General features: G+C 74.2%; 21 protein-coding genes and 1 pseudogene. 5 read left to right on the forward strand and 17 right to left on the reverse strand.

Annotation, left to right across the window (positions count from 1 at the left end; genetic code table 11):
• Positions 1-52: 52 nt before the first annotated feature.
• Both ACGF13_RS03820 and ACGF13_RS03825 read right to left on the reverse strand, forming a co-directional pair.
• Positions 53-1,012, reverse strand: coding sequence for a GntR family transcriptional regulator (locus tag ACGF13_RS03820; protein ID WP_392868596.1), 960 nt, complete (start codon positions 1,010-1,012; stop codon positions 53-55).
• Positions 1,013-1,162: 150 nt separating this feature from the next.
• Entirely contained in the window at positions 1,163-1,960 is a 798-nt protein-coding gene (locus ACGF13_RS03825) for a carbon-nitrogen family hydrolase (protein ID WP_392868598.1), read from the reverse strand.
• 174 nt (positions 1,961-2,134) lie between these two features.
• Here ACGF13_RS03825 and ACGF13_RS03830 point away from each other — a divergent pair, with 174 nt between their 5' ends.
• The gene (locus tag ACGF13_RS03830) at positions 2,135-2,956 is read left to right on the forward strand and encodes a maleylpyruvate isomerase family mycothiol-dependent enzyme (RefSeq protein ID WP_392868600.1); all 822 of its coding nucleotides are present in this window, start codon (positions 2,135-2,137) and stop codon (positions 2,954-2,956) included.
• A gap of 61 nt (positions 2,957-3,017) precedes the next feature.
• On the opposite strand, the gene ACGF13_RS03835 is transcribed toward ACGF13_RS03830, so the two are convergent.
• Both ACGF13_RS03835 and ACGF13_RS03840 read right to left on the reverse strand, forming a co-directional pair.
• A complete protein-coding gene (locus tag ACGF13_RS03835; RefSeq protein ID WP_392868602.1) occupies positions 3,018-4,382 on the reverse strand; it encodes a nitrate/nitrite transporter in 1,365 nt (454 codons plus the stop codon).
• An 80-nt stretch (positions 4,383-4,462) separates the two neighbouring features.
• On the reverse strand, positions 4,463-5,695 hold the full coding sequence (locus ACGF13_RS03840) for a M64 family metallopeptidase (protein WP_392868604.1): 1,233 nt from the start codon (positions 5,693-5,695) through the stop codon (positions 4,463-4,465).
• 363 nt (positions 5,696-6,058) lie between these two features.
• Between ACGF13_RS03840 and ACGF13_RS03845 the strand changes: the two genes are divergently transcribed.
• Positions 6,059-6,940 carry a hypothetical protein gene (locus tag ACGF13_RS03845; RefSeq protein ID WP_392868606.1) on the forward strand — a complete coding sequence of 294 codons (882 nt, stop codon included), beginning with the start codon at positions 6,059-6,061 and terminating at the stop codon, positions 6,938-6,940.
• A 213-nt stretch (positions 6,941-7,153) separates the two neighbouring features.
• Entirely contained in the window at positions 7,154-8,158 is a 1,005-nt protein-coding gene (locus ACGF13_RS03850) for a hypothetical protein (protein WP_392868608.1), read from the forward strand.
• 80 nt (positions 8,159-8,238) lie between these two features.
• On the opposite strand, the gene ACGF13_RS03855 is transcribed toward ACGF13_RS03850, so the two are convergent.
• Genes ACGF13_RS03855 through pdhA form a run of 3 tightly spaced genes read right to left on the reverse strand, consistent with a single transcriptional unit; the run spans position 8,239 to position 11,855 of the window.
• On the reverse strand, positions 8,239-9,711 hold the full coding sequence (locus ACGF13_RS03855; protein ID WP_392868610.1) for a dihydrolipoamide acetyltransferase family protein: 1,473 nt from the start codon (positions 9,709-9,711) through the stop codon (positions 8,239-8,241).
• Positions 9,712-9,726: 15 nt separating this feature from the next.
• Entirely contained in the window at positions 9,727-10,701 is a 975-nt protein-coding gene (locus ACGF13_RS03860; RefSeq protein ID WP_392868612.1) for an alpha-ketoacid dehydrogenase subunit beta, read from the reverse strand.
• Positions 10,701-11,855 (reverse strand): pyruvate dehydrogenase (acetyl-transferring) E1 component subunit alpha, encoded by a 1,155-nt coding sequence (gene pdhA / locus ACGF13_RS03865; RefSeq protein WP_392868614.1) that lies wholly within the window; start codon positions 11,853-11,855, stop codon positions 10,701-10,703. Before pdhA ends, ACGF13_RS03860 begins: the two co-directional genes overlap by 1 nt.
• 426 nt (positions 11,856-12,281) lie before the next feature.
• On the opposite strand from pdhA, the gene ACGF13_RS03870 reads away from it, so the two are divergent.
• Together ACGF13_RS03870 and ACGF13_RS03875 are read left to right on the forward strand one after the other, a co-directional pair.
• Entirely contained in the window at positions 12,282-12,941 is a 660-nt protein-coding gene (locus ACGF13_RS03870) for a response regulator (protein ID WP_392868616.1), read from the forward strand.
• Between the two features lie 65 nt (positions 12,942-13,006).
• Positions 13,007-14,107, forward strand: a complete 1,101-nt coding sequence (locus ACGF13_RS03875; RefSeq protein ID WP_392868618.1) for a phosphotransferase — start codon at positions 13,007-13,009, stop codon at positions 14,105-14,107.
• Between the two features lie 5 nt (positions 14,108-14,112).
• Here ACGF13_RS03875 and ACGF13_RS03880 read toward each other — a convergent pair whose 3' ends face one another.
• From ACGF13_RS03880 to ACGF13_RS03925, 10 genes and pseudogenes are all read right to left on the reverse strand, one after another.
• Positions 14,113-15,837 carry a protein kinase gene (locus ACGF13_RS03880; RefSeq protein WP_392868620.1) on the reverse strand — a complete coding sequence of 575 codons (1,725 nt, stop codon included), beginning with the start codon at positions 15,835-15,837 and terminating at the stop codon, positions 14,113-14,115.
• A gap of 112 nt (positions 15,838-15,949) precedes the next feature.
• Entirely contained in the window at positions 15,950-17,380 is a 1,431-nt protein-coding gene (locus tag ACGF13_RS03885; RefSeq protein ID WP_392868622.1) for a protein kinase, read from the reverse strand.
• 294 nt (positions 17,381-17,674) lie between these two features.
• Positions 17,675-18,289 carry a bacterial proteasome activator family protein gene (locus ACGF13_RS03890; RefSeq protein ID WP_392868623.1) on the reverse strand — a complete coding sequence of 205 codons (615 nt, stop codon included), beginning with the start codon at positions 18,287-18,289 and terminating at the stop codon, positions 17,675-17,677.
• A 265-nt stretch (positions 18,290-18,554) separates the two neighbouring features.
• A complete protein-coding gene (locus ACGF13_RS03895; protein ID WP_392868624.1) occupies positions 18,555-19,364 on the reverse strand; it encodes a hypothetical protein in 810 nt (269 codons plus the stop codon).
• Between the two features lie 185 nt (positions 19,365-19,549).
• The gene (locus tag ACGF13_RS03900) at positions 19,550-20,527 is read right to left on the reverse strand and encodes an NAD(P)H-quinone oxidoreductase (protein ID WP_392868626.1); all 978 of its coding nucleotides are present in this window, start codon (positions 20,525-20,527) and stop codon (positions 19,550-19,552) included.
• Positions 20,528-20,569: 42 nt separating this feature from the next.
• The gene (locus ACGF13_RS03905) at positions 20,570-21,631 is read right to left on the reverse strand and encodes a potassium channel family protein (protein WP_392868628.1); all 1,062 of its coding nucleotides are present in this window, start codon (positions 21,629-21,631) and stop codon (positions 20,570-20,572) included.
• A gap of 100 nt (positions 21,632-21,731) precedes the next feature.
• Positions 21,732-22,940: a molybdopterin molybdotransferase MoeA gene (locus ACGF13_RS03910; protein ID WP_392868630.1), complete on the reverse strand. Its 1,209-nt coding sequence runs from the start codon at positions 22,938-22,940 to the stop codon at positions 21,732-21,734.
• Positions 22,937-23,892, reverse strand: a pseudogene (locus ACGF13_RS03915) (NTP transferase domain-containing protein). The gene ACGF13_RS03910 and the pseudogene ACGF13_RS03915 overlap by 4 nt, the downstream one beginning before the upstream one ends.
• Positions 23,893-23,915: 23 nt before the next feature.
• Positions 23,916-24,869, reverse strand: a complete 954-nt coding sequence (locus tag ACGF13_RS03920) for an MBL fold metallo-hydrolase (RefSeq protein ID WP_392868632.1) — start codon at positions 24,867-24,869, stop codon at positions 23,916-23,918.
• Between the two features lie 136 nt (positions 24,870-25,005).
• On the reverse strand, positions 25,006-25,773 hold the full coding sequence (locus tag ACGF13_RS03925; protein ID WP_392868633.1) for a polyprenol monophosphomannose synthase: 768 nt from the start codon (positions 25,771-25,773) through the stop codon (positions 25,006-25,008).
• Between the last annotated feature and the right edge of the window lie 242 nt (positions 25,774-26,015).

Raw genomic sequence — 26,015 nt, forward strand, 5'->3', positions numbered from 1 at the left:
CACCCTACCGGCCCGGCGCCGCGTGCGACTCGGGCCCTCCTCGCGTGCCGCCCTACGGGAGTCGTCGGCCGAACCGGCCGTAGGGGACCGTGCGCGGCTGCGGCACCAGTCCGAGGCCTAGGCCCAGCTCACGGCCGAGTTCCCGGCCCGCCTCGTCGCCGCGGCGGCTCCGCTCGGCACCGGGGTCGGCGCCGGGCCCGGTGGCCGGCTCCGGCGGCGCGTCCGGTTCCGGCGGCGCGGGCGGCGGCTCGACCGGCACCGGCGGCGGGTCCTCCCCGGTGAACTCGGTGAGCAGCTCCAGGACGGTCACCGACTCCAGCGGCTGCCCGGCCAGCCCGGCGAGCAGCCGGACGGTGTACAGGTTGTACTCGCAGATGATCCGGTGCGCGCCGAGCGAGTCGCGGGCCTCGATCGCCTCGACCAGGTCGGAGTGGCGCTCCCAGCAGATCCCGCCCAGCGCGGGCAGCTCCCGCAGGTAGCGCGCGGCGAACATCCAGGACTGCACCCGCAGCCAGTCCAGGTAGTCGGCGATCCGGCGGTTGCCGAGCAGCCCGCCGACCTCCTGCCAGAACCTGCGGTCGCAGCCCACCATCACGTCCAGGTTCCCGGCCCGGGCGGCCCGCACCGCGGCGTCGGCCCGGCGGTGCAGCGAGGGCAGCCGGCTGAGGTCGGGCAGCGCCCGGCGGGTGGCGTACTGGCGGTGGAAGCTGTCGGTGATCAGCACCCGGGACTCGAAGATCTCCAGGAAGTCGTCCCACCCCAGCTCGGGCACGGTGAAGCCACGGTGGTGCTCGGCCCGCAGCAGTCCCTGCGCCCCGAGGTCGACCAGGGCCTCGCGGGCCGGGGTCGCGGAGACGCCGTACAGCTCGGCGATCTCCTTGACCGTGAAGTTGCGGCCGGCCGCGAGTCGGCCGGCCATCATCTCCTCGCGCAGCGCGCCGGCGATCTGCTCACGCAGGCTGTTGCGGTGGATGACGGGGCGGGGGGTGTCGCCTGCGCCGTTGTCAGGCATGGGCGCGATCTCCTCGGGCGGCCTACCGTGCCGGCCCTCGTGCGGGCCGGCGGGGAACACGACGAGTGCTCATCTTCTCAAACCCGACCGACCCAGGTACGAACCAACCCTCCCGGAACGCCCTCCACCGCGCCCCGGCCCCGCCACAGCTCAGCGCTGGACCGGTGCCGGGATCCCCAGCAGGCGGTCCCGCAGCACCGGGAACTCCTCGCGCGCCTTCGCCACCTCGGCCGGGTCGAACTCGACCGTCAGGACCTCCTCGTCCGCCCCCGCCTCGGCCAGCACCCGGCCCCACGGGTCCACCACGATGCTGTGCCCGGCCTGCTCGACCCCGGCGTGCGTCCCCGCGGTGTTGCAGGCCAGCACGAAGGCCTGCTCCTCCACCGCCCGGGCCCGGGCCAGCAGCGTCCAGTGCTCGCGCCGCCGCGCCGGCCAGGCCGCCGGGACCACCAGCAGCTGCGCGCCGGCGTCCAGCAGCGCCCGGAACAGCTCGGGGAAGCGCAGGTCGTAGCAGGTGGCCAGGCCCAGCGTGGCGAAGTCGGTGGGCGCGGTGACGATCTCCTGCCCGGCGCCCATCACCACCGCCTCGCCGCTGTCGAAGCCGAAGCGGTGGATCTTGCGGTACGTGTGCACCAGCTCGCCGTCCGGGGAGAACAGCAGCGAGGTGTTGTAGATCGGCCCGTCCGGATCGCGTTCGACGATCGAACCGGCGTGCAGCCAGACCCCGGCGGCCCGGGCGGCGGCCGACATCGCGTCCGAGGTGGGCCCGTCCAGGGTCTCCGCGCCGTCCGACCAGAGGTCGTGGGCGAAGCCGCCGAGCGGCCACAGCTCGGGGAGCACCACCAGATCGGCGCCCTGCTGCGCCCGCACCAGGGCCGCCGCCCGAGCCCTCCGCTCGGCGGGCGGCTCCGCGTCGGAGACCGCGATTTGGATCAATGAAGCGCGCACAGTACCACCGTCCACGGCAAGAGACCTACGATCGTCACCCGAAAGCGCTGCCCAGCTGTCATCCGGCAGCGTAACGTGCGGTTAGCGTGTGCGCCCGGAAAGCCGGACCATCCCGGTCGGCCGTGACGGCGGGGCACAGGCGGCAAGGAAGCTGACGGAGGGCCGGAGATTCCCGTGACGGACAACCAGACCGTGCAGGCTTACACCGAAGCGTGGACCCAGAGCATCGAGTCCATATCGGAGCTGGTCGCCCCCCTTCCCGAGGGCTCCTGGAACCGGGCCACCGAGTGCCCCGGCTGGTCCGTCCGGGACATCGTCTCGCACGTGATCGCGGTCGAGTCCGACCTGCTCGGCGACCCCCGCCCGATCCATTCGCTGCCGCGTGACCTCCGTCACGTGACCACCGAGTTCGCCCGTTACATCGAACTGCCGGTCGACAAGCGCCGCTGCCACACCGCGCTGGAGATGACCAGCGAGCTGGAGTACACGATCATCCGCCGCTCCCGGGCGCTGCGGAACGCCAAGCAGACGCCCGAGGAGCCGGTGCGCTGGCCGGCCGGGCCGCTGGCCAGGGACTTCCCGTACCACGAGCTGCTCCGGATGCGGGTCTTCGACGTCTGGGTGCACGAGCAGGACCTGCGCCGGGCCCTGGAGGCCCCGGGCAACCTGGACGCCCCGGCCGCCCTGATCACCCGGGACCTGCTGCTGGAGCTGCTGCCCAAGGCCGTCACCGACAAGGCCGGGGCCCCGGCCGGGACGGTGCTGGTGCTGGACGTCACCGGTCCGGTGGAGTTCCTGCGCACCGTCCGGGTGGACGCCACCGGCCGCTGCACCGTGGACGAGTCGATCAGCCTGGCCCCGGACGTCCAGCTCACCATGGGCTGGGAGACCTACCTGCGGCTCGCCTGCGGCCGCGGCCGCCCCGGCCCGGTCACCGTCGACGGCGACCGGGAGCTGGCCGAGCGGGTGCTGGCCAACTTCTCGGTCACCATCTGAGGCCCGAAGCCCAGGCCCGAGGCCCGAAGCCTGCGATCCGGGCTGAGCCCGGGGCCCGGGCTCAGCCCGGCTGCGCCGCGACCCTGCGGCGCAGCCGCAGGATCATCGCCGTGCCCACCGCCAGCGGGACGAACTGCCAGCAGAACGCCCAGCGGAAGGCGGCGGCCGAGTACGCGCCGGCGCCGGCCGGGGAGAGCGCGTCCAGCAGCACGCCGATCCCGAACAGGGTGATCATCGTCCCGATGAAGCCGCCCATGTTCACGATCCCGGAGGCGGTGCCGAGCCGCTCGACGGGGTTGCGGGCGCGCGCGTAGTCGAGGCCGACCAGAGAGGCCGGGCCGTTGCTGCCCATCACCAGGATGATCCCGACCAGCAGCCAGGTCGGCGGGTGGCCGCCGGGCCAGGCCAGCACCAGCGCCCAGCCGAGCGCAGTGCTCCCGACGACGGTCAGCACGATCGGCATCCGGGCCCGCGCCGAGGCGGAGAGCAGCCGGCCGAAGACGAAGCCGAAGGTCATGTTGCTGAGCACCAGCAGGGTCAGCAGCCCGCCGGCCCCGGCCCGGGACATCCCCTGCGCCTGCACCAGGTAGGGCAGGCCCCAGAGCAGGCCGAAGGCGTTGCCGGGGAACTGGGTGGTGAAGTGGATCCAGAGCCCGAGCCGGGTGCCCGGCTCCCGCCAGCAGGCGAGCACCTGCCGGCCGACCTTCGGCCGCGCCCCGGGCGCCCCGGGCCGGACGGCGGCCTGCGGCGGCGCGTCCCGGAGGAGGAGCGCGACCAGCGCGAACACCGCCACGCCCAGCAGCGCGATCGCGGTGAAGGTCGGCGTCCAGCCCTCGCTGTGCAGCGCCCGGGCGAGCACCACGGTGGTGACCAGGTTGCCGCCCATCCCGGCCAGGCCGGTCAGCTGGGCCACGAACGGGTTCCGGGCCGCCGGGAACCACCGGGCGGCGATCCGCAGCACGCTGATGAAGGTCATCGCGTCGCCGCAGCCGAGCACCGCGCGGGAGGCCAGCGCGGGGCCGAACGCCGAGCTGAAGGCGAAGGCCAGCTGGCCGGCGCTCAGCAGCACGACGCCGAGCATCAGCACCCGGCGCGGCCCGAACCGGTCGACCAGCAGGCCGACCGGGATCTGCATGGCCGCGTAGACCAGCACCTGGAGGATCGAGAAGGTGGAGAGCGCCGAGGCGCCGATGCCGAAGCGGTCGGCGGCGTCCAGTCCGGCCACGCCGAGGCTGGTGCGGTGGATGACGGCCAGGATGTAGACGCTGACGCCGACGGACCAGGCCAGCCAGGCCGCCCGGCCGCCGGGCGGTACGAGCGCGGGCGCGGAGCCGAACGCGGATGCGGACGCGGCCGGGGGCTCGGCGATGGGCCGGGGAGCGGGGACGGTCGGGGACGGGGCTGAACGAACGGGCTCCACGGTCATAGTCCGACCAGACTAGTCATCCCATGATCGGATGCTCGGACCAGGGGCCCGTGCGCCCCGGCCTCAGCCTCGGCCCCGCCTCAGCCGGTCAGCGTCCAGGACACCGAGCGGGTCATGTAGCGCTCCCGGAAGGCCTCGTCCCGCACCCAGTCGGTGGCGTCCCGGACGGTCGCCGTCACGGTGACCGTCCGGCCCGGGGCCAGCTCCAGCCGGGCGGTGTCCAGCCGGGCGCCGTCGGCGGACTGCGGCGCCACCGGGACGCCGTCCACCTTCCACTCCACCTTCAGCTGCCGCGGGCCGTTCAGCGGCAGCGGCCGGACGTCGAGCCGGGGCCGCCCGGACACCTCGCCGGGGGGCGGCACCGGGGTGTCGGTCGGCCGGACCCTGCGGTACAGCTCCTCGATGATCGCCTCGCGCGAGGGGAGGTTGTACGCGCTGCCCAGGGTGCGCATCACCGAGTCCTGGGTCGGCCGGTAGAGGCCGTTGGCGCTGCGGTACGCCCCGATCACGCCGGCCCCGTCCGGGGACTCGGCGCCCAGCCAGCGCCACCACTTGGTCTGCTTCCTGCGCATGTCGTCGGCGTTGAGGGTGGCGAGGTTCGGGTAGTCGGCGTCGTCCGGGGCGGTGTCGTACTCGTCGCCGAGGTCGCCCACGGTGTGCCCGATCTCGTGCTGGATGATCCGCCCGGCGTCCGGGCTGCCGCCCGCCAGGGTGGTCACCCCGGTGCCGCCGGCGCCGCCGTACTCGGTGGAGTTGGCCAGCGCTATCAGGTACTGCGGCCCGGCGCCGTCCCCCGCGTACCGGGCGGTGGCGGCCTCGTCGGCGCAGAGCAGCCGGGCGGTGCCCTCGCACCAGAAGTGCATGCCGAGCGGGGTGGCGGTCTTGCGGCCGCGGCTCTCGGACTCGGCGATCCCGGAGACCGGGGAGACCACCTCGACCCGCCGGATGTTGAAGAAGCCCTGGTAGGTACGGAAGGGCTCGATGTCCATCAGCGCGTGCCAGGCCTTGTCGGCCTGCTGCCGGAAGAGGTCCTGCTCGCCGGCCGTGTAGCCGTCGCCGAGCAGCACCAGGGTGATCCGGTTGGCCGGGTCGCCGGTGCGGCGTATCTCGACGGTCGGGGCGGCCGCGAATATCCGCCGGTCGGCCTGGAGGGCCGTGTGCGGGGGCACCGCGCGGTCGGCCGGGGCCCCCGGGCCGATCACGCCGAACGGCGAGGGGCCGGCCAGCTCCAGGGCGCTCGGGAGGGCGGCGGCGGACAGCAGCACGAGGGCGGCCAGACTCCGGACGAGACGGCCAGGGTTGCCAGGCGCCATACGGGTGCGTCCTCCCGGATCCGGTCACCCGGCGTCGCCCGGGTGGTGGAGCGGAGACGTACCCGGGCGGCCGGGACTCCCCTATCCGGCCGCGAGAAAGTCACCGACCTGGCCGAACGATCCGCACTTTCCGGACCATTCTGGTCATACCAACCTTCACGCGAGAGGCTTAGAAGGCCCGCCGGACAGAACCCGAGATTTCTCGGAACCCGTCTGCAACCCCCCGTGGGGATGCGCGTCCATACAGGTGAAGGCACGGAGAGCGAGACCGGCAGAGCCGGGGGCGCTTCCGCTCGGGAGGAGCGGGGCCGGTCGTCTTCACCCACTCACACCGTCAGCACCATGACCCTGGGGAGTCACGTCATGCGCCTGTCCGTTATCACCCGTTTCGCGAAGAACGAGCGCGCGCTCTCCGGCCGCCGCCGCATCGCCGTCCTCGCCGCCACCACCATCCTCGCCGGCGGCGTCCAGTTCCTCGCCACCGACACCGCCTGGGCCTGCGACGGCCCGTACTCCGCGAACAACTCGGTCGTCTCCGAGGCGGCCATGGCCCGACACCACAGCGGGACCCCGGTCAGCGCCTTCATCGCCCCGGTCGCGACCTCGCTGACCGCCGGCGAGAAGACCGAGTTCGGCGTGGAGTTCGCCAACTTCACCGGGGCCGCGTTCGACGAGGTGGCCCCGGACCTCACCCTGAAGGCGACCGGCGGCAAGAACCACCTCCTCCCCGAGGACGTGACGGTCGAGGTCATGCGCGGCGGCTCCTGGACGAAGCTCGGCACCGACAACGGCTGCGCCGGCGAGGCCGTCCGCGTCGACACCTCCCCGCTGCTCCAGCCGCTGGCGGACGGCCACGCCGGCCGCGCGCTGTTCCGGATCACCCTGGCGGCCGGGGCCCCGAAGGACCTCGCCTCGCTGACGCTCACCACCGACGCGTGGAGCGGGGAGGCCGCCACCGGCAAGTCGGCGAGCACCACCGTCAAGGTCGTCCACCCGGGCGCCCAGCCCGCCCGGACCGCCAAGCCGACCACCCCGGCCAAGCCCGCGCCCACCACGGCCGTCGAACCGGCCGCGGACCGGACCAAGGACGCCGCCCCGGCCGCCACCGCGCCGGCCGGCACCGCCGAGCTGGCCCGGACCGGCTCCTCCGCCACCGACACCTTCCTCGCCCTCAGCTCCGCCCTCTTCCTCACCCTCGGCGCCGGCGTCCTGATCGCCGTCCGCCGGCTCCACCACCAGCGCTGACCGGCCGCCCGGTGGGGCCGAGCGGCCCTCGGCCCCACCGGCGAAAATTTCTCGAAACCCACCTGCAACCCCCGACGGGGATGCGCGTCCATACAAGTGAAGGCACGGAGAGCGAGACCGGCAGAGCCGGGGGGCGCTTCCGCCCAGGAGGAGCGGAGCCGGTCGTCTTCACCCACTCACACCGTCAGCACCACGACCCTGGGGATCCACGCCATGCGCATGTCCGTTATCACCCGTTTCGCGAAGAACGACCGCACGCTCTCCGGCCGCCGCCGCATCGCCGTCCTCGCCGCCACCACCGTCCTCGCCGGCGGCGTCCAGTTCCTCGCCACCGACACCGCCTGGGCCTGCGGGGACAGCGCCGACGACGCCCCCGCCGTCTCCGCCCCCGCGAAGGCCGCGCCGAAGACCACCGCGAGCGTCACCGAGGCGCCCGCCGCCGACCACCAGGGCTCCTACGAGGCCGGGTTCCACATGACCCCGGCCAACCAGACCATCACCGCGGGCGGCCCCAAGGTCGAGATCGGCATCAGCGTCACCAACTTCACCGGCGCCCCGTACCAGAACATCTCCGGGCTGCTCGGGATGTACAACCCGGCCTCCGGCGGCCTGGACACCAAGGACGTCACCGTCGAGGTCGCCTCCGCGGGCGGCTGGAAGCCGGTCAAGCTGGTCCACGGCGGCTGCGACCCGTCGGTGTACGCCGTCCCGTCCGCGGCGAACACCGCCCCGCGCCTGGAGAACGGCCGGGCCGTGAACTTCCTGTACCGGGTGGGGCTCTCCGCGAACGCGTCCAAGGACACGACCAGCCTCGTGTTCGTCGCCTCCGCGAAGGCCGCCGGGTTCCCCGAGAAGGGCGGCGAGTCGCTCACCTTCCACGTGGCGCACACCGCCGCCCCCGCCCCCACCGCGAAGCCGACCACCCCCGCCAAGCCCAAGCCCACCGCCACCAAGAGCGCCAAGCCGGTCCCCGCCGAGCCCGCCGCCGACCGGACCGAGGGCACCGCCCCGGCCACGCCCCAGGCCCCGGCCACCACCCCGGCCGCCCCCGCCCCGGCAACCTCCGCTCCGGCCACCACGGCCCCGGCCGGCACCCCCGAGCTGGCGCACACCGGCTCCTCCGCCGGCAACACCTTCCTCGCCGTCGGCTCCGCCGCGTTCCTCGCCCTCGGAGCGGGCGTCCTGATCGCCGTCCGTCGACTCCGTCCCCAGCGGTAGTCGAACCGGCGGTACGACGAAGGGGCCCTCCTGCGCACGGCGGTGCGCAGGAGGGCCCCTTCTGCGGTCCTACGAGGGCGTCAGCCCCAGGTGATCAGGCGCTTCGGACGCTCCAGCAGGCCGGCCACGTCGGCCAGCACCTTGGAGCCCAGCTCCCCGTCCACCAGGCGGTGGTCGAAGGAGAGCGCGAGCGTGGTCACCTGACGCGGGACCACCTTGCCCTTGTGCACCCACGGCAGCTCCCGGACCGCCCCGAAGGCCAGGATGGCGGCCTCGCCGGGGTTGAGGATCGGGGTACCGGTGTCGACGCCGAAGACGCCGACGTTGGTGATGGTGACCGTCCCGCCCTGCATGTCGGCCGGCGAGGTCTTGCCCTGACGGGCCGTCTCGACCAGCTCGCCGAGCGAAGTGGCCAGGCCCGCGAGGGTCTTGGACCCGGCGTCCTTGATGTTCGGGACGATCAGGCCGCGCGGGGTGGCCGCGGCGATGCCGAGGTTCACCTGTCCCTTGAGGACGATCTCCTGGGCGGCCTCGTCCCACTGCGCGTTGATCTCGGGGTGCCGCTTGATCGCGGTGAGCAGCGCCTTGGCGACGATCAGCAGCGGGCTGACCCGGACGTCCCGGCCCAGCTCGCCGCTCTCCTTGAGCCGACGGACGAACTTCATCGTGCGGGTCACGTCGACCTGCACGAACTCGGTGACGTGCGGGGCGGTGAAGGCCGAGGCCACCATCGCCTGCGCGGTCGCCTTGCGGACGCCCTTGATCGGCACCCGGACGTCGCCCGCGGTGGACACGGGCACCTGCGGCGCGGCCGGCTCGGCCACGACGGCCTCGGCCACCGGGGCCGCGGCGGCCGCCGGGACGGCCGGAGCGGCCTGGGCCGCGGCGAAGGCGTGCACGTCCTCGCGGGTGATCACGCCGTCCCGGCCGGTCGGGGTGACCGCGCGCAGGTCGACGCCGAGGTCCTTGGCCAGCTTGCGCACCGGCGGCTTGGCCAACGGCCGCTCTCCGCCCGGCACTTCGGCGACCGTGGCGACCGGGGCCACGGGCGCCGGAGCGGCCGCGGGCGCCGGAGCCGCGGGCACGGCCGGCACGGTCGCGGAGACCTTCGTGGTGGTCGTCCGCCGCGCCCGGCGCTGGGCGGCGCCGGTGCGGGGGCCGTACCCGACCAGCACCTCGCGCCGCTCGGGCTCGGTCTCCTCGGCGGGAGCCGGAGCCGGGGCCTGAGCCGGCGTCGCGGTGGGGGCGGCCGGAGCCGCGGCCCCCGCCTCCCCGGCGACGGCGACGGCGACGGCGACGGCGACGGCGACCGAGATGATCACGGTGCCGACGTCGACCGTCGCGCCCTCGGGGAAGTGCAGCTGCTCGACCACCCCGTTGAACGGGATGGGCAGCTCCACGGCCGCCTTGGCGGTCTCCACCTCGCAGACGACCTGCCCGTCGGTGACGGTGTCACCGGGCTTGACGTACCAGCTGAGGATCTCGGCCTCGGTGAGGCCCTCGCCCACGTCGGGCATCTTGAACTCGCGGAGCGAGCGAACTTCGGTGGTCATCTTCGCTCCCCGGAATCAGTACGCGAGCGCGCGGTCGACGGCGTCGAGCACGCGGTCCAGGTCGGGCAGGAACGCCTCCTCGACCCGGGACGGCGGATACGGCGCGTGGTAGCCGCCGACCCGCAGGACCGGCGCCTCCAGGTGGTAGAAGCACTTCTCGGTGAGCCGGGCGGCCAGCTCGGCGCCCATGCCCATGAAGACCGGCGCCTCGTGCACCACCACGGCCCGACCGGTGCGCTTGACCGAGGCCTCCAGGGTGGCGAAGTCCACCGGGGAGAGCGAGCGCAGGTCGACGACCTCCAGCCGGCGGCCGTCCTCCTCGGCGGCCGCGGCGGCCTCCAGGCAGACCTTGACCATCGGGCCGTACGCGATCAGCGTCGCGTCGGTGCCGGAACGGACGATCCGGGCGTCGTGCAGGCCCAGGTCGGCGGCGTCGCCGACCTCGCCCTTGTCCCAGTAACGGCGCTTGGGCTCCAGGAAGATGACCGGGTCGTCGGACTCGATCGACTGCCGCAGCATCCAGTGCGCGTCGTGGGCGCTGGCCGGGGTGACCACCCGCAGACCGGCGGTGTGCGCGAAGTACGCCTCGTGCGACTCGCTGTGGTGCTCGACCGCGCCGATGCCACCCGCGTAGGGGATGCGCACGGTGACCGGCAGCTTGACGTGGCCCAGCGCACGGGCGTGCATCTTGGCCAGCTGGGAGACGATCTGGTCGAACGCCGGGTAGACGAAGCCGTCGAACTGGATCTCCACGACGGGGCGGTAGCCGCGCAGGGCCAGGCCGATCGCGGTGCCCATGATGCCGGACTCGGCGAGCGGGGTGTCGATCACCCGGTCCTCGCCGAAGTCCTTCTGGAGGCCGTCGGTGATCCGGAAGACGCCGCCGAGCTTGCCGATGTCCTCGCCCATCAGGACGGTCTTCGGGTCGTTCTCCAGCGACTTGCGCAGCGCTCCGTTCAGCGCCTTGGCGATGCTCAGCTGACCGGCCATCAGTGGGTCTCCCCCGCCTCGAAGGAGGCCGCGTACTCGACGTACTCGGCCCGTTCCTCATCGACCAGCGCGTGCGGCTCGCTGTACACGTGGTCGAAGATCAGGGTCGGGTCCGGGTCCGGCATGCCGCGCACGCCCTCGCGCACCCGCAGCCCCAGCTGCTCGCTCTCGGCGTCGACGGCGGTGAAGAACTCCTCGTCGGCCAGGCCCTCCTTGTCCAGGTGGGCGCGGAGCCGGGTGATCGGGTCCTTGGCCTTCCAGGCCTCGGTCTCCTCGGCGTGCCGGTAGCGGGTGGGGTCGTCGGAGGTGGTGTGGGCGCCCATCCGGTAGGTGAACGCCTCGATCAGCACCGGTCCGTTGCCGCTGCGGGCGTGGTCGAGCGCCCAGCGGGTGACCGCCAGGCAGGCCAGCACGTCGTTGCCGTCGACCCGGACGCCCGGGAAGCCGAAGCCGGAGGCGCGGCGGTACAGCGGGATCCTGGTCTGGGTGGTGGTGGGCTCGGAGATCGCCCACTGGTTGTTCTGGCAGAAGAAGACCACCGGCGCGTTGTAGACCGAGGCGAAGGTGAAGGCCTCGTTGACGTCGCCCTGGCTGGAGGCGCCGTCGCCGAAGTACGCGATCACCGCGTCGTCGGCGCCGTCCTTGGTGATGCCCATCGCGTAACCGGTGGCGTGCAGGGCCTGCGCGCCGATCACGATGGTGTACAGGTGGAAGTTCTTCTCGTTCGGGTCCCAGCCACCGTGGTTCACACCGCGGAACATGCCGAGCAGGTTCAGCGGGTCGACGTCGCGGCACCAGGCCACGCCGTGCTCGCGGTACGTGGGGAAGGCGTAGTCGCCGGGGCGCATCGCGCGGCCGGAGCCGACCTGGGCGGCCTCCTGGCCGAGCAGCGAGGCCCACAGGCCCAGCTCGCCCTGGCGCTGGAGCGCGGTGGCCTCCGCGTCGAACCGGCGCACCAGCACCAGGTCGCGGTAGAGGGCGCGCAGCTCCTCGGGAGTGGTGGTGAGGGGATAGTCCGGGTTCTCGACCCGCTCGCCTTCCGGCGTGAGCAGCTGGACGAGCTCCGGCTGGGCGTCCTTGCCCTTGCCACGGAGGGTGTCAGGGACGCCGGGGGCCGCCTTCTTGCGAGCCCTCGCCGTGCTTTTGACGGTCACGTTCACTCCTCGGTCTGTCCAGCCGCCCGGGGTCGCCGGTGACCGGTCCGGTCACCGCCTCGCGGGGCGCGCGTGGGTGTGCGCTCCCACTGCGGGGCAGGTGGTGATCCTGTTCCGACGGCGTCCCGCACGAGAACGTTACCCAGCGTCCGCCCTCGGCGCGCTTGCGCTAGGACGTCCTACTTGTTCAGGGTCTACAACCCCGAGGGTGCCGCGGTCGGCTCGCCGTCGGAAGGGTGGGGGTGACGGTCGGCGTGACGCAGCTCTCAATTCGAGCGCCTTCAGGACACCAGCGCACGTTATCCGGGCAGACGCCCGTGCGTAAGGGGGTTCTCGGTATCGGTTTTGGACGGCCCTGGCCGGATCGCGTCGGTACGGGGATCCGGACGATAGGTCTTTCGTACGGTGATATGGGAGGCTTTGGACGTGACTGATAACGGACAAATCAGGGTATTCCTGCTCGACGATCACGAGGTCGTCCGGCGGGGCGTGCACGATCTGCTCTCGGTCGAGGACGACATCGAGGTGGTCGGCGAGGCCGGCACGGCCGCCGAGGCGCTCACCCGGATCCCGGCGGTCCACCCGGACGTGGCGGTGCTCGACGTCCGGCTGCCGGACGGCAACGGGGTCGAGGTCTGCCGCGAGATCCGGTCCAAGTTGCCGGAGATCAAGTGCCTGATGCTGACCTCGTTCTCGGACGACGAGGCGCTGTTCGACTCGATCATGGCCGGCGCCTCCGGCTACGTGCTGAAGGCGATCCGCGGCACCGACCTGATCACCGCCGTCCGGGACGTCGCGGCCGGCCGCTCGCTGCTCGACCCGGTCGCCACCAGCAGGGTGCTCGCCCGGCTGCGCGACGGCGGGGAGAAGGAGGACGAGCGGCTCTCCCAACTCACCAAGCAGGAACGGCGGATCCTCGATCTGATCGGCGAAGGTATGACAAATCGTCAGATCGGCAACGAGTTGCACCTGGCCGAGAAGACGGTGAAGAACTACGTCTCGAGTCTGCTCGCCAAGATGGGCATGGAGCGGCGCACCCAGGCGGCCGCCTTCGTGGCGCGGCACCAGGCCGACCACCAGTACTGACCGGACGGCTGCACAGAGTTGACGGTTTGTCAAGGGCCCCCGCAAGGGGGCCATAACCTCTGCACGTGACTTTCAGCCAGACCCTCGCCTGCGCACCGGCCCGCCCCGACATCTCCGCACCGCCGATGGGAACCCTCAGTCCACCCGTCCCGCCGGACGCGCTCGCCGAGGTCCTGGCCCGCTACCGGGTGGGCCGGCTGCTGACCGCCGAACCCGTCGCCGAGGGCCTGCTGAACCGGGGGTACCTGGTCACCACCGAGGCCGGTCCGTACTTCCTGAAGTGCTACGTCGACTCCGCCACCGCCGGCCGCCCGAAGATCCTCGCCCACCACCGCGCGATGGCCGCGCTGAACACCCTCGGACTGCCCGTCGCACCCCCGCTGGCCTGCGCCGGACGGTCCGGCACGGTGGCCTCCTGCGGCGGCCGGCTGTTCGCGCTGTTCCCCTGGGTCGACGGCCGGCACCGGCACGGCGACGAGCTCGACCCGTCGCAGTGCGACGCGCTCGGCGCGCTGCTCGGCCGGCTGCACGGCGCGCTCGACGACGTCTGCGCCCCCATCGAACAACCCGCCGGCTACCGCAGCGCCGACCCCGTCGACAGCGCCGAGCTCGCCCGCGACCTGCGCTCCCGCGCCCGGGAGCACCACCCGGCCGGGGAGTTGGACGCCCTGGTGGTGGAACGGCTCACGGAACGGCTGGATCTGCTCGCCGAGCACGCCCACCGCCGCCCCGCCCCGGAGGCCGCACCGCCCACCGGCTGGACCCACGGCGACTTCCACGGCCTCAACCTGCTCTACGACGACGGCCCGCGGGGCGGCCGGGTGGCGGCCGTCCTGGACTGGGACAAGCTCGGCCCGCAGCCACGCGCCGAGGAGGCCGTCCGGGCCGCCACGCTGCTCTTCAACGACCGCTCGTCCGGCGTCCTCGACCTGGTCCGGGTCCGCCGCTACTCACAGGCCTACCGGGCCTCCGGCGCCGCCACCGCCGAGCAGCTGGCCGCCGCCGTCCACCGGGTCTGGTGGGAGCGGCTGAACGACTTCTGGATGCTGCAGTGGCGCTACCAGCGGGCCGACCACCGGGCCGACCCGCTCTACCCCGCCTCCGCGGGACAGCTGGCGTGGTGGTGCCAGGAGTACGAGCAGGTCCTGGACGCCTTCGCCAACTGACCGCGTCAGGGGGTCGTCGGCTTCGGGTCCACCGGCGGCTTCGGGTCCACGGGCGGCTTCGCCGTCCCCGTGCCGGCGCCCGAGGTCGCCGGCGGCGTCGTCGCCGGCGGCGCCGTCGTGGCCGGCGCGCTCCCGGTCGCGCTGTGGCTGGGGGGCGTGGTCTGCGTCGGGGTCGGCGTGCCGTGCTTGCCGGTGCTCGGCGACGGCGACATGTTGTTGCCGTTGTTGCCGGTGTTGTTCCCGTTGTTGTTGCCGGGGTCGGTCGGGGCCTGCGGCTTCTTGCTGCCGGAGACCGAGGCCGGCGGGGTGGTCAGGCCGCTCTGGGCGGGCGCGCTCGGCTCCGTGCTGGTGACCGCCGGGGGCTGCGTCGGGGACACCTCGTGGTCGGTCTTGTCGCCGCTGATCGCGAACGCGATGCCCGCACCGGCCGCGACCAGCACGGCGATCGCGCCGGCCACCCAGGCCCACGGCCCGCGCCGCCGGACGGGGCCGTCCCCGGCCTCGTCCGCGCCGCCACGGTACGGGGCGCCGCCGTACGGGGCGCCGGCCGCCGGGTAGGGCGAGGAGGGGGTGTGCGGGCCGCCCGTGGAGTACGGCAGCACGGAGGTCTGGTCGCCCGGGCGCACCGCGCCGAAGGCCGCGGTGGCCGCGGTCTGGTCCGGCCGCAGCACCTGGGTCGCGCCGGTGTCGCCCGAGGTGGCGCCGACCCAGCCGTCCCCGGCCGCGCCGTGCATCTCGCGCAGGGCGTGCTGCAGGTGGGCGCGGAACTCGTCGGCGTCCTGGAAGCGGTCGTCCGGGTTCTTGGCGAGCGAGCGCAGCACCAGCGGGTCGAGCCCGGTCGGCACCCGGCCGTTGGCCTGCGAGGGCGGCATCGGCGGGTCCTGGACGTGCTGGTAGACCACCGACAGCGGCGTGTCGCCGGTGAACGGCGGGCGCAGCGTGAGCAGCTCGTACAGCATGCAGCCGGCCGCGTACAGGTCCGAGCGGTGGTCGACCGGCTTGCCGAGCGCCTGCTCGGGCGAGAGGTACTGCGGGGTGCCCATGACCATGCCGGTCTGGGTCATCGTGGTGGCCCCGCCGGTCAGCGCCCGGGCGATGCCGAAGTCCATCACCTTGACCGCGCCGGTGTTGGTGATGATCACGTTGGCGGGCTTGATGTCCCGGTGGACGATGCCGTTGCGGTGGCTGTAGGCGAGCGCCTCCAGCACCCCGGCGATGATGATCAGCGCCTGGTCGACCGGCGGCGCCTCCTCGTCCGCCAGCAGCTCGCGGACGGTGCGGCCCTCGACCAGCTCCATCACGATGTACGGCGTGGACTCGTCCCCGACGTACTCCTCGCCGGTGTCGTAGACCGAGACGATCGAGTGGTGGTTGAGCGCCGCGACGGCGTGTGCCTCACGGGTGAAGCGCAGCCGGGCGACGTCGTCCTGGGCCAGTTCGCCACGCAGCAACTTGACCGCGACGGTGCGGCCGAGCCGCACGTCCTCGGCGGCGAACACCTCGGCCATGCCGCCGCGTCCGAGCCGGTAGGTCAGCCGGTAGCGGCCGTCGCCGACGGTGCTCAGCGGCACGGCTGTCCCGCGGCCCGGGGTCTGCGGGCCGCCCGCGGTGACCGGCGGCAGCGCCGAGGTCGGCGCCTCGGCGCCGGGCTCGGGAATCCTCGGGGTTCCGCCGGTCCGGCCGACCGCTCGGACACCCGCGTCGTCGTCCGGCTGCTGCGTCTGTGCCATCGCTCCTCGCCCCGGGCGTTCGCTCGGATCGCGGTGCCCTGTCGCTTTCGTATCCCCGAACGCTACCGCCTCCGGCGGGCGGACGCGGCACCCCCCAACCGGCCGTAAACCGTCAGAGCAGGCCAATCCGGTCGGCGGGGAGGTCGAGGACCAGCACGTCGGCGGGGCGGTCCGCGTGGCCGAGCTTGCCGCCGGACCTCTCGTTCGCCTTGTTGACCACGATCGCGATGATGATGCCCGCGAGCACCAGCACGCCGACGATGATCCCGATCACGACCACGGCCGTCGAGCAGCCACCGCCGCCGCTGGGCGCCTTCGGCTGCTGGTACGGCGGCATCGGCTGCGGCGGCGGGGTGTGCGCCTGCGGCGGCTGCTGGAGGAACTGCGGGTGCGGCGTCCGGTACGCCGGCGGCGGGGTCTGGTACTGCGGCTGCGGCGGCTGCTGGAGGAACTGCGGGTGCGGGGCCTGCGGGGCCTGCGGAGCCTGCGGGTGCGGCGTCCGGTAGGCCGGCGGCGGGGTCTGGTACTGCGGCTGCGGCGGCTGCTGGAGGAACTGCGGGTGCGGCGTCTGCGGAGCCTGCGGGGCGGCGTGCACCGAGCGCGGGCCCTCGTTGATCACCAGCGGGGTGCTGGCCTGCAGCCTGTGCCCGTTGTCGCCGCCCTTGGCGGACGCGATCAGCCGCTCCGCCTCGTCCCGCATCGCCGCCGCGCTCTGGAACCGGTGCGCCGGGTCCTTGCGCAGCGCCTGGGCGACGAACGCGTCCACCTCGGGGGTGACCGAGCGGTTGAGGGTGGAGGGGGCCGGCGGCTCCTCCTGAACGTGCTTGTAGGCGATCGAGAACGCCGAGTCGCCGTCGAAGACCAGCTGCCCGGTGATCATCTCGAAGAGCATCACGCCGACCGAGTACAGGTCGGAGCGGGCGTCCACCGGCTTGCCGAGCGCCTGCTCGGGCGAGAGGTACTGCGGGGTGCCGACCACCATGCCGGTCTGGGTCATCGACGTGACGCCGGATTCCAGCGCGCGGGCGATGCCGAAGTCCATGACCTTGACGTTGCCCTTGCGGTCGAACATGACGTTGCCGGGCTTGATGTCGCGGTGCACCAGGCCCATGTCGTGCGAGGCCTCCAGCGCGTTCAGCACGCCGACGGTGACCTTCAGGGCCTGCTCGGCCGGCATCGCGCCGTACTGGCCGATCGCCTCGTTGATCGCGTCGCGCAGGCCCATGCCGTCGATCAGCTGCATGACGATGTACGGCGTGCTGGAACCGTCCGGGGCGACGTCCTCGCCGCTGTCGTACACCGTGACGATGTTCGGGTGCTCCAGCCGCGCCACGGCCTGGGCCTCGCGGCGGAACCGCTCCTTGAACGAGTCGTCCCGGCCCAGCTCGCTGTGCATGCTCTTCAGCGCGACCTGCCGGTCCAGCACGCGGTCGTGGGCGAGGTGCACGGAGGCCATGCCGCCCTCGCCCAGCAGCCGCTGCAGCACATAGCGGCCGTTGCCCAGGGAGAAGCCCTCGACCGCCGCGTTGCCGTGCTCGCTCATGGTCCTCTGCTCCCCCTCGGCGCGGCCGTGCTCGCCGCAGCCTGACGTTCGGTCTCGTCCGTGCGTGGTGGCCCTGCCCGCTGACCTGGCGGGCCCCTGCCGCGGCGGTTCCACCGGCCGGCGACAGGGGCCAGGGTATCGGCTCGCGCCGACGGTGATCGGTCCAGGGCCGGGCCCGCTGCCCGGCCGCCGGCCCCCGGTCCCGACGGCCGGGACCGGGGGCGGACCGTCGCGGTACGTCCGGTCCGGACGCGGACCGGAGGCACCTGTCGCCGGGGGTGGGGCCGGATGCGACTACAGGTAGGGACCGGAGCGGATGCCGCGGCCCTGGCCCGGCTCGTCCTCGTCCGGCTCGCCGCTGTGCAGGCCGGGCGGCAGCGCCCGCCGCATCTGCTCCAGCTGGGCCCGCGCCGCCATCTGCTGCGCGAACAGCGCGGTCTGGATGCCGTGGAACAGGCCCTCCAGCCAGCCGACCAGCTGGGCCTGGGCGATCCGCAGCTCGGCCTCGGTCGGGATGGAGTCCTCGGTGAAGGGCAGCGACAGCCGCTCCAGCTCGGCGACCAGCTCCGGGGCCAGACCGAGTTCGAGTTCCTTGATCGAACTCGCGTGGATGTCCTTCAGCCGGGCCCGGCTCGCCTCGTCCAGAGGCGCCGCCCGGACCTCCTCCAGCAGCTGCTTGATCATGCTGCCGATGCGCATGACCTTGGCGGGCTGCTCGACCATCTCGGTCACCGGGAGCTCGCGCGGCATGTCGCCCTCGTGCTCCCCCTCCCCCACCGGGCCGCCGAACCCCTGGCCCACGGGCATCCCGTCCGGTCCGACGATCAGCACCTTCTGGCCGTCCTGCGACTGCCCGCCGGCGGCCCGCAAGGGCTCCTGCGACGGGCGCTCGTTCATCGGATTCGTCATGAACAACATTCTCTCTCACTGGGGTTGGCCGGGCGGAAGCCCCCGGTCGTCCCGGCGTCCTGCGCCACCCCTGACGACGGTACGCCGCCGGGCGCCGCGCGGGTATCCGTACGGATACTCAGTTCCCGCACCGCGTCCGCCGACCGTCCACCCGCCGACCGCCGACGGCGCCCGGCCCGGCCGGCCCCCGCCCGCCGAACCGCAGCCGCCGACAACCCGGCCCCGCGCCGGGCGTGCCGCACCCGGCGCGGGGCCGTCCCGGGCCTCAGCCCTTGCGCAGCCGCAGGCCGACCAGTCCCAGGCCGCAGCCGATCAGGCCCAGGCCGACGCCCAGCGGGAGCTGGGTGGTGGAGGCGTCCTGCCAGTGGGCCGGGAAGATCGCGGGCACGGCGGCGACGGCGGCGACCGGCTGCCCCGTGGCCGCCGCGCCGGCGTCCGGAGCGGCCGGGACCGGGACGGCGGCGGTGTCGCCGGGTGTCCCGGTCTCCGCGGCGCCCCCGTCGGCCTCCGGCTGCTCCGCCTCGGCGACCAGCTCCGGGGCCTGCTCGGGGACCTGCTCGGGGACCTGCTCCGGGGCCTGCTCGGGGACCTGCTCGGGAGCCTGTTCGACGCCCTGCTCGACGCTCTGCTCCGGCCCCAGCTCGACGGCTTGGTCCGGCGCCTGCTCCGGCACCCGCTCGGGGGCTTGCTCCCTGGCCTGTCCCCTGGCCCGTTCCACGGCGGCGTCGGAGCGCTCGGGCAGCGAGGCCGGGTGGTGCCGGCGGACCCACCCGCGGGCGCCGTGCGGGTGCGGATGCGGCACCGGCCGCCGCGGCGGCGCGGCCGCCGGCCCGGGGGCGTCCGGCTCGGCGTCCGTCCCCGTCCCCGCCTCCGGCGAGGGCAGGACCGTCGGCAGCGTCAGGGCCGCCGGCGAAGGCAGCGCGACGGCCGCGGAGGCGGCGGCCAGCGGGAGGATGAGCCCCAGCACGGCCGCCGCGAACAGCCGCTGGGCGCGGCCGGGGGAGCGGCGGGAAGTACGACGGTGGTGCGGCGCCACGGGCAGTGGCCCGAGCGGTGCGTGCGGTGATGCGGCCACGGTCGGAGTCCTTCCGACGGCCGACGGCGCCCGGGGGCGGGATCGGCGGCGGGACTGCTCCGGACCAGACTCGCACGCCCCGATCGTTACGGCATTTCGGGCAATTCACGCCCTTTCCGCCGCTGTCCGCGCCGCCCCCGGACCTCCCCCGAACCTCCCCTGGACCTCCCCCGGACCTCCCCCGCTCAGGCCCGCAGCACGACCTTCCCGACCTGCTCCCCGCGCTCCAGCACCCGGTGCGCCTCGGCCACCTCCGCCAGCGGGAGCACCCGGTCCAGGACCGGCCGCACCACCCCGGACTCGACCAGCGGCCACACGTGCTCCCGCACGGCCGCCACGATCGCCGCCTTCTCCGCCAGCGGGCGCCCGCGCAGGTTGGTGGCGATCACCGCCCCGCGCTTGCGCAGCAGCGCGTTGAGGTCGAGTTCGCCCTTCACCCCGCCCTGGAGGCCGATGACCACCAGCCGCCCGTTGACCGCCAGCGCCTCCACGTTCCGCTGGAGGTATCTGGCGCCCATGATGTCCAGGATCACGTCCGCCCCGGCGCCGCCGGTGGCCTCCCGGAGCGCCTCGACGAAGTCCTGCTCGCGGTAGTCGATCAGGATGTCCGCGCCCAGCTCGGCGCACCGCGCCAGCTTCTCCCGGCTGCCCGCGGTGACCGCGACCCGCGCGCCGACCGCCTTGGCCAGCTGGATCGCCATGGTCCCGATCCCGCTCGCGCCACCGTGCAGCAGCACCGTCTCGCCGGGCCGCAGGTGCGCGGTGAGGAAGACGTTGGACCACACCGTGCAGGCCACCTCGGGCAGCGCCGCGGCCTCCTCGACGGACAGCCCCGCGGGCAGCGGCAGCAGCTGCCCGGTCGGCACCGCGACCCGCTGCGCGTAGCCGCCGCCGGCCAGCAGCGCGCACACCTCGTCGCCGACCGCCCAGCCGGACACCCCGGGCCCGAGCGCGACGATCCGCCCGGCGCACTCCAGCCCCGGGTAGGGCGAGGCGCCGGGCGGCGGGTTGTAGAAGCCCTGCCGCTGGAGGAGGTCGGCACGGTTGACGGCGGTGGCCGCCACCTCGACCAGGACCTCGCCCTCGGCGGGCACCGGGTCGGGCACCTCGGCCCAGACCAGTGCCTCGGGACCACCGGGTACGGGAATCGTCATCGCATGCATGCCCCGAACCTACTGCGGTCCGGGGCGGTTGCACGGCGCGGCTCAGCCGGTCGGCGCGACTCCGCTGGACTTGATGACGATGACCCGGTCGGTGAGCTGGAGCACGGCGGCCTCCGGCTCGGTGTAGTTGAGCACCCGTCGGCCCCGGACCACCGCGACCACCAGGTCGTCGCACGCGCGCGGGCTGTGCCCGGCCTCGGCCCGGGTGACCGGACGCTCCACCACGTCCAGCCCGTTGCCGTACGTCAGCAGGTCCTCCATCACCGCCCCGGCGTGCGGGCTGAGCATCGACAGCCCGAGCAGGCGGCCGGCCGAACTGGAGCTGGTCACCACGACGTCGGCGCCGCTCTGCCGCAGCAGCGGCGCGTTCTCGTCCTCCCGGACGGCGGCGACCACGGTGGCGGCCTTGTTCAACTGCCGGGCCGTCAGCGTGATCAGTACGGCGGTGTCGTCCCGCTCCGGTGCGACCACCACCCGCGCGGCGGTGGGCAGCGCGGCCCGCACCAGGGTGTCGGTGCGGGTGGCGTCGCCGACCACCCCGACCAGGCCGTGCTGGGCGGCCTGGTCGATCACCTTGCGCTGCGGGTCGACGACGACGATGTCCTCCTTCTTCACCCCCTGTCCGAGCAGGGTGTCGACGGCGCTGCGACCCTTCGTCCCGTAGCCGATGACGACGGTGTGCTCGCGCACGGTGGACCTCCAGCGGTTCAACCGCCATTGCAGGCGGGTCCGTTCGGTGAGCACCTCCAGGGTGGTGCCGACCAGGATGATCAGGAACACCACGCGCAGCGGGGTGATCACGAAGATGTTGGTGAGCCGGGCGCTGTCGCTGAACGGGGTGATGTCGCCGTACCCGGTGGTGGAGAGCGTCACCGTGGCGTAGTAGGCCGCGTCCAGGAAGCTGAGTTCGCCACCGGCGTTGTCGTTGTAGCCGTCCCGGTCGAGGTAGACGATGAACGAGGTGGCGACCAGGACGGCGAGCGCCAGCAGCAGCCGGGAGCCGACCTGCCGGACGGCGGGCGCGGCCCGTCGGACGGGCAGCACGATCCCGGCGTCCGCCCACGGCTCGGTGCCGGGCGCCATCGTGCGTCGAAGTCGGCTCATGCGCCCACCTCGCGCTGCCCGGCCGCCGCTTCTCCCGACGCGTACCTCGTGATGGTCCCCTCTCCCCCGGCCTCCGGCCGGGGGTACCCCCACCGCTCGCTCACGGCACCTCCAGCAGTTCGACCGTCTGCCCCGCGCCCGCCCCGCCGGGCGGCACCACGGCCAGCGCCTCCGCCCGGGCGAGCCCGCGCAGCATCGCCGGCCCGTCGAAGTCCAGCGGCAGGACGCCCTCGGCGGTCCGCCGGACCGGCTGGAGCCGGGTGTCCGTACGGTGCCCGTGCAGGTCGGCCGCGACCGGTGCGAGGACGGGGGCGCCGGCCGGCCGCCCGCCGCGGGCGTGCAGCAGCGGCAGGACGAGGGTCACCATCCCGGCGACGGCGGCCAGCGGGTTGCCCGGCAGGCCCACCAGGTGACGGCCGCCGGGGAGTTCGGCCAGCAGCATCGGGTGCCCCGGCCGGACGGCGACACCGTCCACCAGCAGTCGGCCACCGGCCTCGGCGAGCGCCCGGTGCAGGAAGTCGACCGGCCCGGCGGCCGTCCCGCCGGTGGTGACCACGAGGTCGGCGGTGGAGTGCCGCAGCGCGTCCCGGAGCAGCCCGAAGTCGTCCCGGACGTAGCCGACTTCGGCCGGCTCGGCGCCGACGGCCCGCAGCCAGGGCGGCAGCAGCGGCCCGAGGGCGTCCCGGACCAGCCCGGGAGCGGGCACCCCGGCGGTGAGCAACTCGTCGCCCAGGACGAGCAGTTGGACCTCGGGACGGCGGTGCACGGACAGTCCGTCGTGGCCGCAGGCGGCGGCCAGGCCGAGCACGACCGGCCCGACCGTGGTGCCGGACGGCAGCAACTCCTCGCCCCGGCGGCACTCCTGGCCGCGCGGGCGGACGTCCTGGCCGGTGCCCAGCGGCCGCGGGCCGCTGTCGTGCAGCAGCGCGCCGTCCGTCCGCCCGTGCTCACGGCGCAGTACGGCGGTGGCGCCGGGCGGCAGTTGGGCACCGGTGGCGATCTCCACGGCGGTGCCGTCGGCCAACGGCGCCGGATCGGACCGTCCGGCCAGCACCCGGCCGGCGACCCGCCACGGGCCGGGACCGGCGACCGCCCAGCCGTCCATCGCGGAGGTGTCGAAGGCGGGCAGGTCGGTCAGCGCGCCGAGCGGCTCGGCGAGGGTGCGGCCGAGCGCCTCGGCCAGCGGGACCGCGACCCCGGGCAGCGGGTGCAGCCCGGCCCGGCGCGCGGTCTCGCGGGCCCGGGACCAGCTCAGCACGCCGGGGCCGGTGGACGGTGCGGTCACGGTGGCCTGGCCGACCGCGCTCACGACTCACCCGGCCGGCCGGCGGTGCCCCAGCCCTCGACGAGGGCCTCGGCCCGCCGGGCCGCCTCGGCGACGGCCTGCGCCCCGCCGCCCCGATGGGCGGCCGCGTAGCCGATCAGGAAGGCGGTCAGCGGCGCGGCCGGCCGGTCCACCCCGTGCGCGACCACCCGGGCCGTGTCGAGCAGACCACGGACGTCGACGTCCAGGTCGATGCCCAGGTCGGCCTTGACCTCGGCGATCCAGTCATCCAGCGTGCGCTCCATGCGCCCATGCTGCCCGATCGGCGGTTTCACCGAGGTGTTCGCCCCGTGTGCGGCGCACGTCGTTTCGCTCACACCCCGGCGGCACGACCGGTGAGCGCGACCGGTGAGGTTCAGCTCCGGTCGCGCTCGCGGGCCCGTTCCAGGTCCTCCCAGGTGTCGCAGTCGTGGGCGACACCGTCGGTGTCGGCCACCCGCGGCCCGCGCAGCCCGCCGACCAGCCGGCGCAGCGGCCTACCGGCCGGGTCGCCGAGATCGGCCAGCGCGGCGCGCAGTGCCGCGGTCCGGTAGGCGGCGGCGAGCGGCTGGTCCCGGCCGCCCGCGTCGACCAGCACCGCGCGGTCCGCGGGCGCACCGGCCTCGTCGAGCGCGGTGACCAGCCGTTCCGCCGTCCGCCGGTCCAGGAACGGCAGGTCGGCGGCGAGCAGCAGCACGACGTCCGCGGTGACCAGGTCGAGCCCGGCCGCGACGGCGGCCACCGGCCCGCCGCCGGGCGGCTGCTCCCTGGTCCAGCGGACGCCGGCCCGCCCGCTCGGCCGGGCCGGGCCGACCACCACGGTGGTGCGGGCGCCCGCGCAGGCGGCGAGCACCCGGTCGAGCAGGGTGGTCCCGCCCACCGTCAGCCCCGGCTTGTCGGCCCCGCCGAGGCGCCGGGCGGCCCCGCCCGCCGGGACGATCACGTCGTACGGCGTCATGCGGCCAGTATCCGCCCCTGGCCCTACCGCCCCGCGGCGTCCCGGCCCTCCTCGCCCTCCGGGCCCTCCTCGGGCTCGGCGACGAGTTCGGCCTCGACGGTGTCCTCGGCCGTCCGCGCGGTGTTGGCCCGCGCGCCCAGCTCCAGGAAGGACGGCAGGGTCAGCTCCCCGTAGCGCTCGTTCATCGCCGTGACCAGCGCCTCCGGGTCGTCCGGGTGCGCGGCCAGCAGCCGGTCGAAGTCCTGGAGGTACTCGCCGGTGAAGGCGAGCACCCGGGCGGCGTCGTCGCCCTGGTCCGGGGCCCGGTGGCCGGCGATCACCCGCTCCGCGCCGAGGTCGGCGATCCGGCCGAGGTTGTGCCCCCAGGTGGTGCGCTGGGCCGGGGTGGTGTCGGCGGTCCAGACGTGGGTGCCGTTGTGGACGAAGTCCCCGGCGATCACGGTGCGGATGCTCGGCACGTGGACGACCGTGGAGTCCCCGCAGTCGGCCTGGCCGAGCAGCAGCACCGGGATCACCTGGCGGTCCAGCATCAGCGGCTGCGGCAGCAGCGGGGCGGGGATCAGCGGGTGGTCCGGGACGTCGTCGCCGTACACCGGCTTCCACTGCGCGACCTTCGCGGCGACGGTCCGCCGGATGCCCTCGACCACGGCCGGGGCGGCCAGCAGCTGCGCCTCGGGGAAGAGCCGCAGCACCTCCTCGGCGCCGAAGTAGTGGTCCGGGTGCTGGTGGGTGACCACGACGGCGAGCAGCCGTCTGCCCTTGCCGGCGACCCACTCGGCCAGCTCGCGACCGGCGCTGCGGGTGAGCTGGGCGTCCACCAGGATCGCCGTCCGCTCGCCGAGGATCAGCGTGGAGGTGGCGAAGAAGGCCGACTCGGGACCGGTGAAGACGGCGACCTCCAGCGGCCGGACCGGCTGCCCGGACTCCGGCGGCTCGGCACCCGCGCCGGCGCTCTCCTCGGGCGGGGACGTCGTCACGGGCTGCTCCCTCTGGTCGGCGGTCGGATTTCCTGCGCCCTACAGCATGGGAGCACGGGCGGCCGAATGCGCGGAAGGCGCGCCCGGCGGGGCGCGCCTTCCGGTGCACGTCACACCGTGCGTGGAAGTTCGGTCGTCAGCGCGTGGTGGCGGCGCCGCGCAGTCGCGCCAGCCGGTCGGTGACGCCCCAGGTGGTCACCCGCCACAGCGCCTCGACCACGATGTTGCGGCTCATCTTGGACGCCCCGAGTTCGCGCTCGACGAAGGTGATCGGCACCTCGGCGACCTTGAAGCCGGCCTTCACCGTGCGCCAGGCCAGGTCGACCTGGAAGCAGTACCCGGCCGAGGCGACCTCGTCCATGCCCAGGCCCAGCAGGGTCTCCTTGCGGAACGCCCGGTAGCCGCCGGTGACGTCCCGGATCGGCACGCCCAGCATCAGCCGCGAGTAGGTCGAGCCGCCGCGCGAGAGCAGCAGCCGCGACTTCGGCCAGTTGACCACCCGGCCGCCCGGCACCCAGCGCGAGCCCAGCACCAGGTCGGCGCCGCGCAGCGCGGCCAGCAGCCGGTCCAGTTCCTCGGGCTGGTGCGAGCCGTCCGCGTCCATCTCGACCAGGACGTCGTAGCCGTTGTCGATGCCCCAGCGGAAGCCCGCGAGGTAGGCGGCGCCCAGGCCCTCCTTGCCCTTGCGGTGCATGACGTGGACGTGCTCGTCCTCGACCGCCAGCTTGTCCGCCAGCTCGCCGGTGCCGTCGGGGCTGTTGTCGTCGGCGACCAGCACGTGCGCCTCGGGCACGGCGGCACGGACCCGGCCGACGATCCGCTCGACGTTCTCCGCCTCGTTGTAGGTCGGGATGATCACCAGGACCTTGCCGAGATCAGCAAAACTCTGCTGGTTCACGGTCACGTACAAACCTCTCGGCCGATGGCGGGGGTGTCCGGGACACCGGCGCCCGCACTCTGGAACGCGGCTCCGCCGGCACCACCCGGCCGGGGTGGACCTCGGTGGCGAATCGCACGCAGGGCGGAGGCTACTGCGTCCTGGCATCCTACTACCGCGCCGGGAACCGCCGGTCCGACCGCGGCACTCCCACCGGACGCCCGCCGTTTCCCTGTGGGTGACACCGGTCGGCTAGGGTCGTTTCCCTT

Origin of the sequence: Kitasatospora sp. NPDC048286 (assembly GCF_043201735.1) — a bacterium.
GTDB lineage: Bacteria > Actinomycetota > Actinomycetes > Streptomycetales > Streptomycetaceae > Kitasatospora.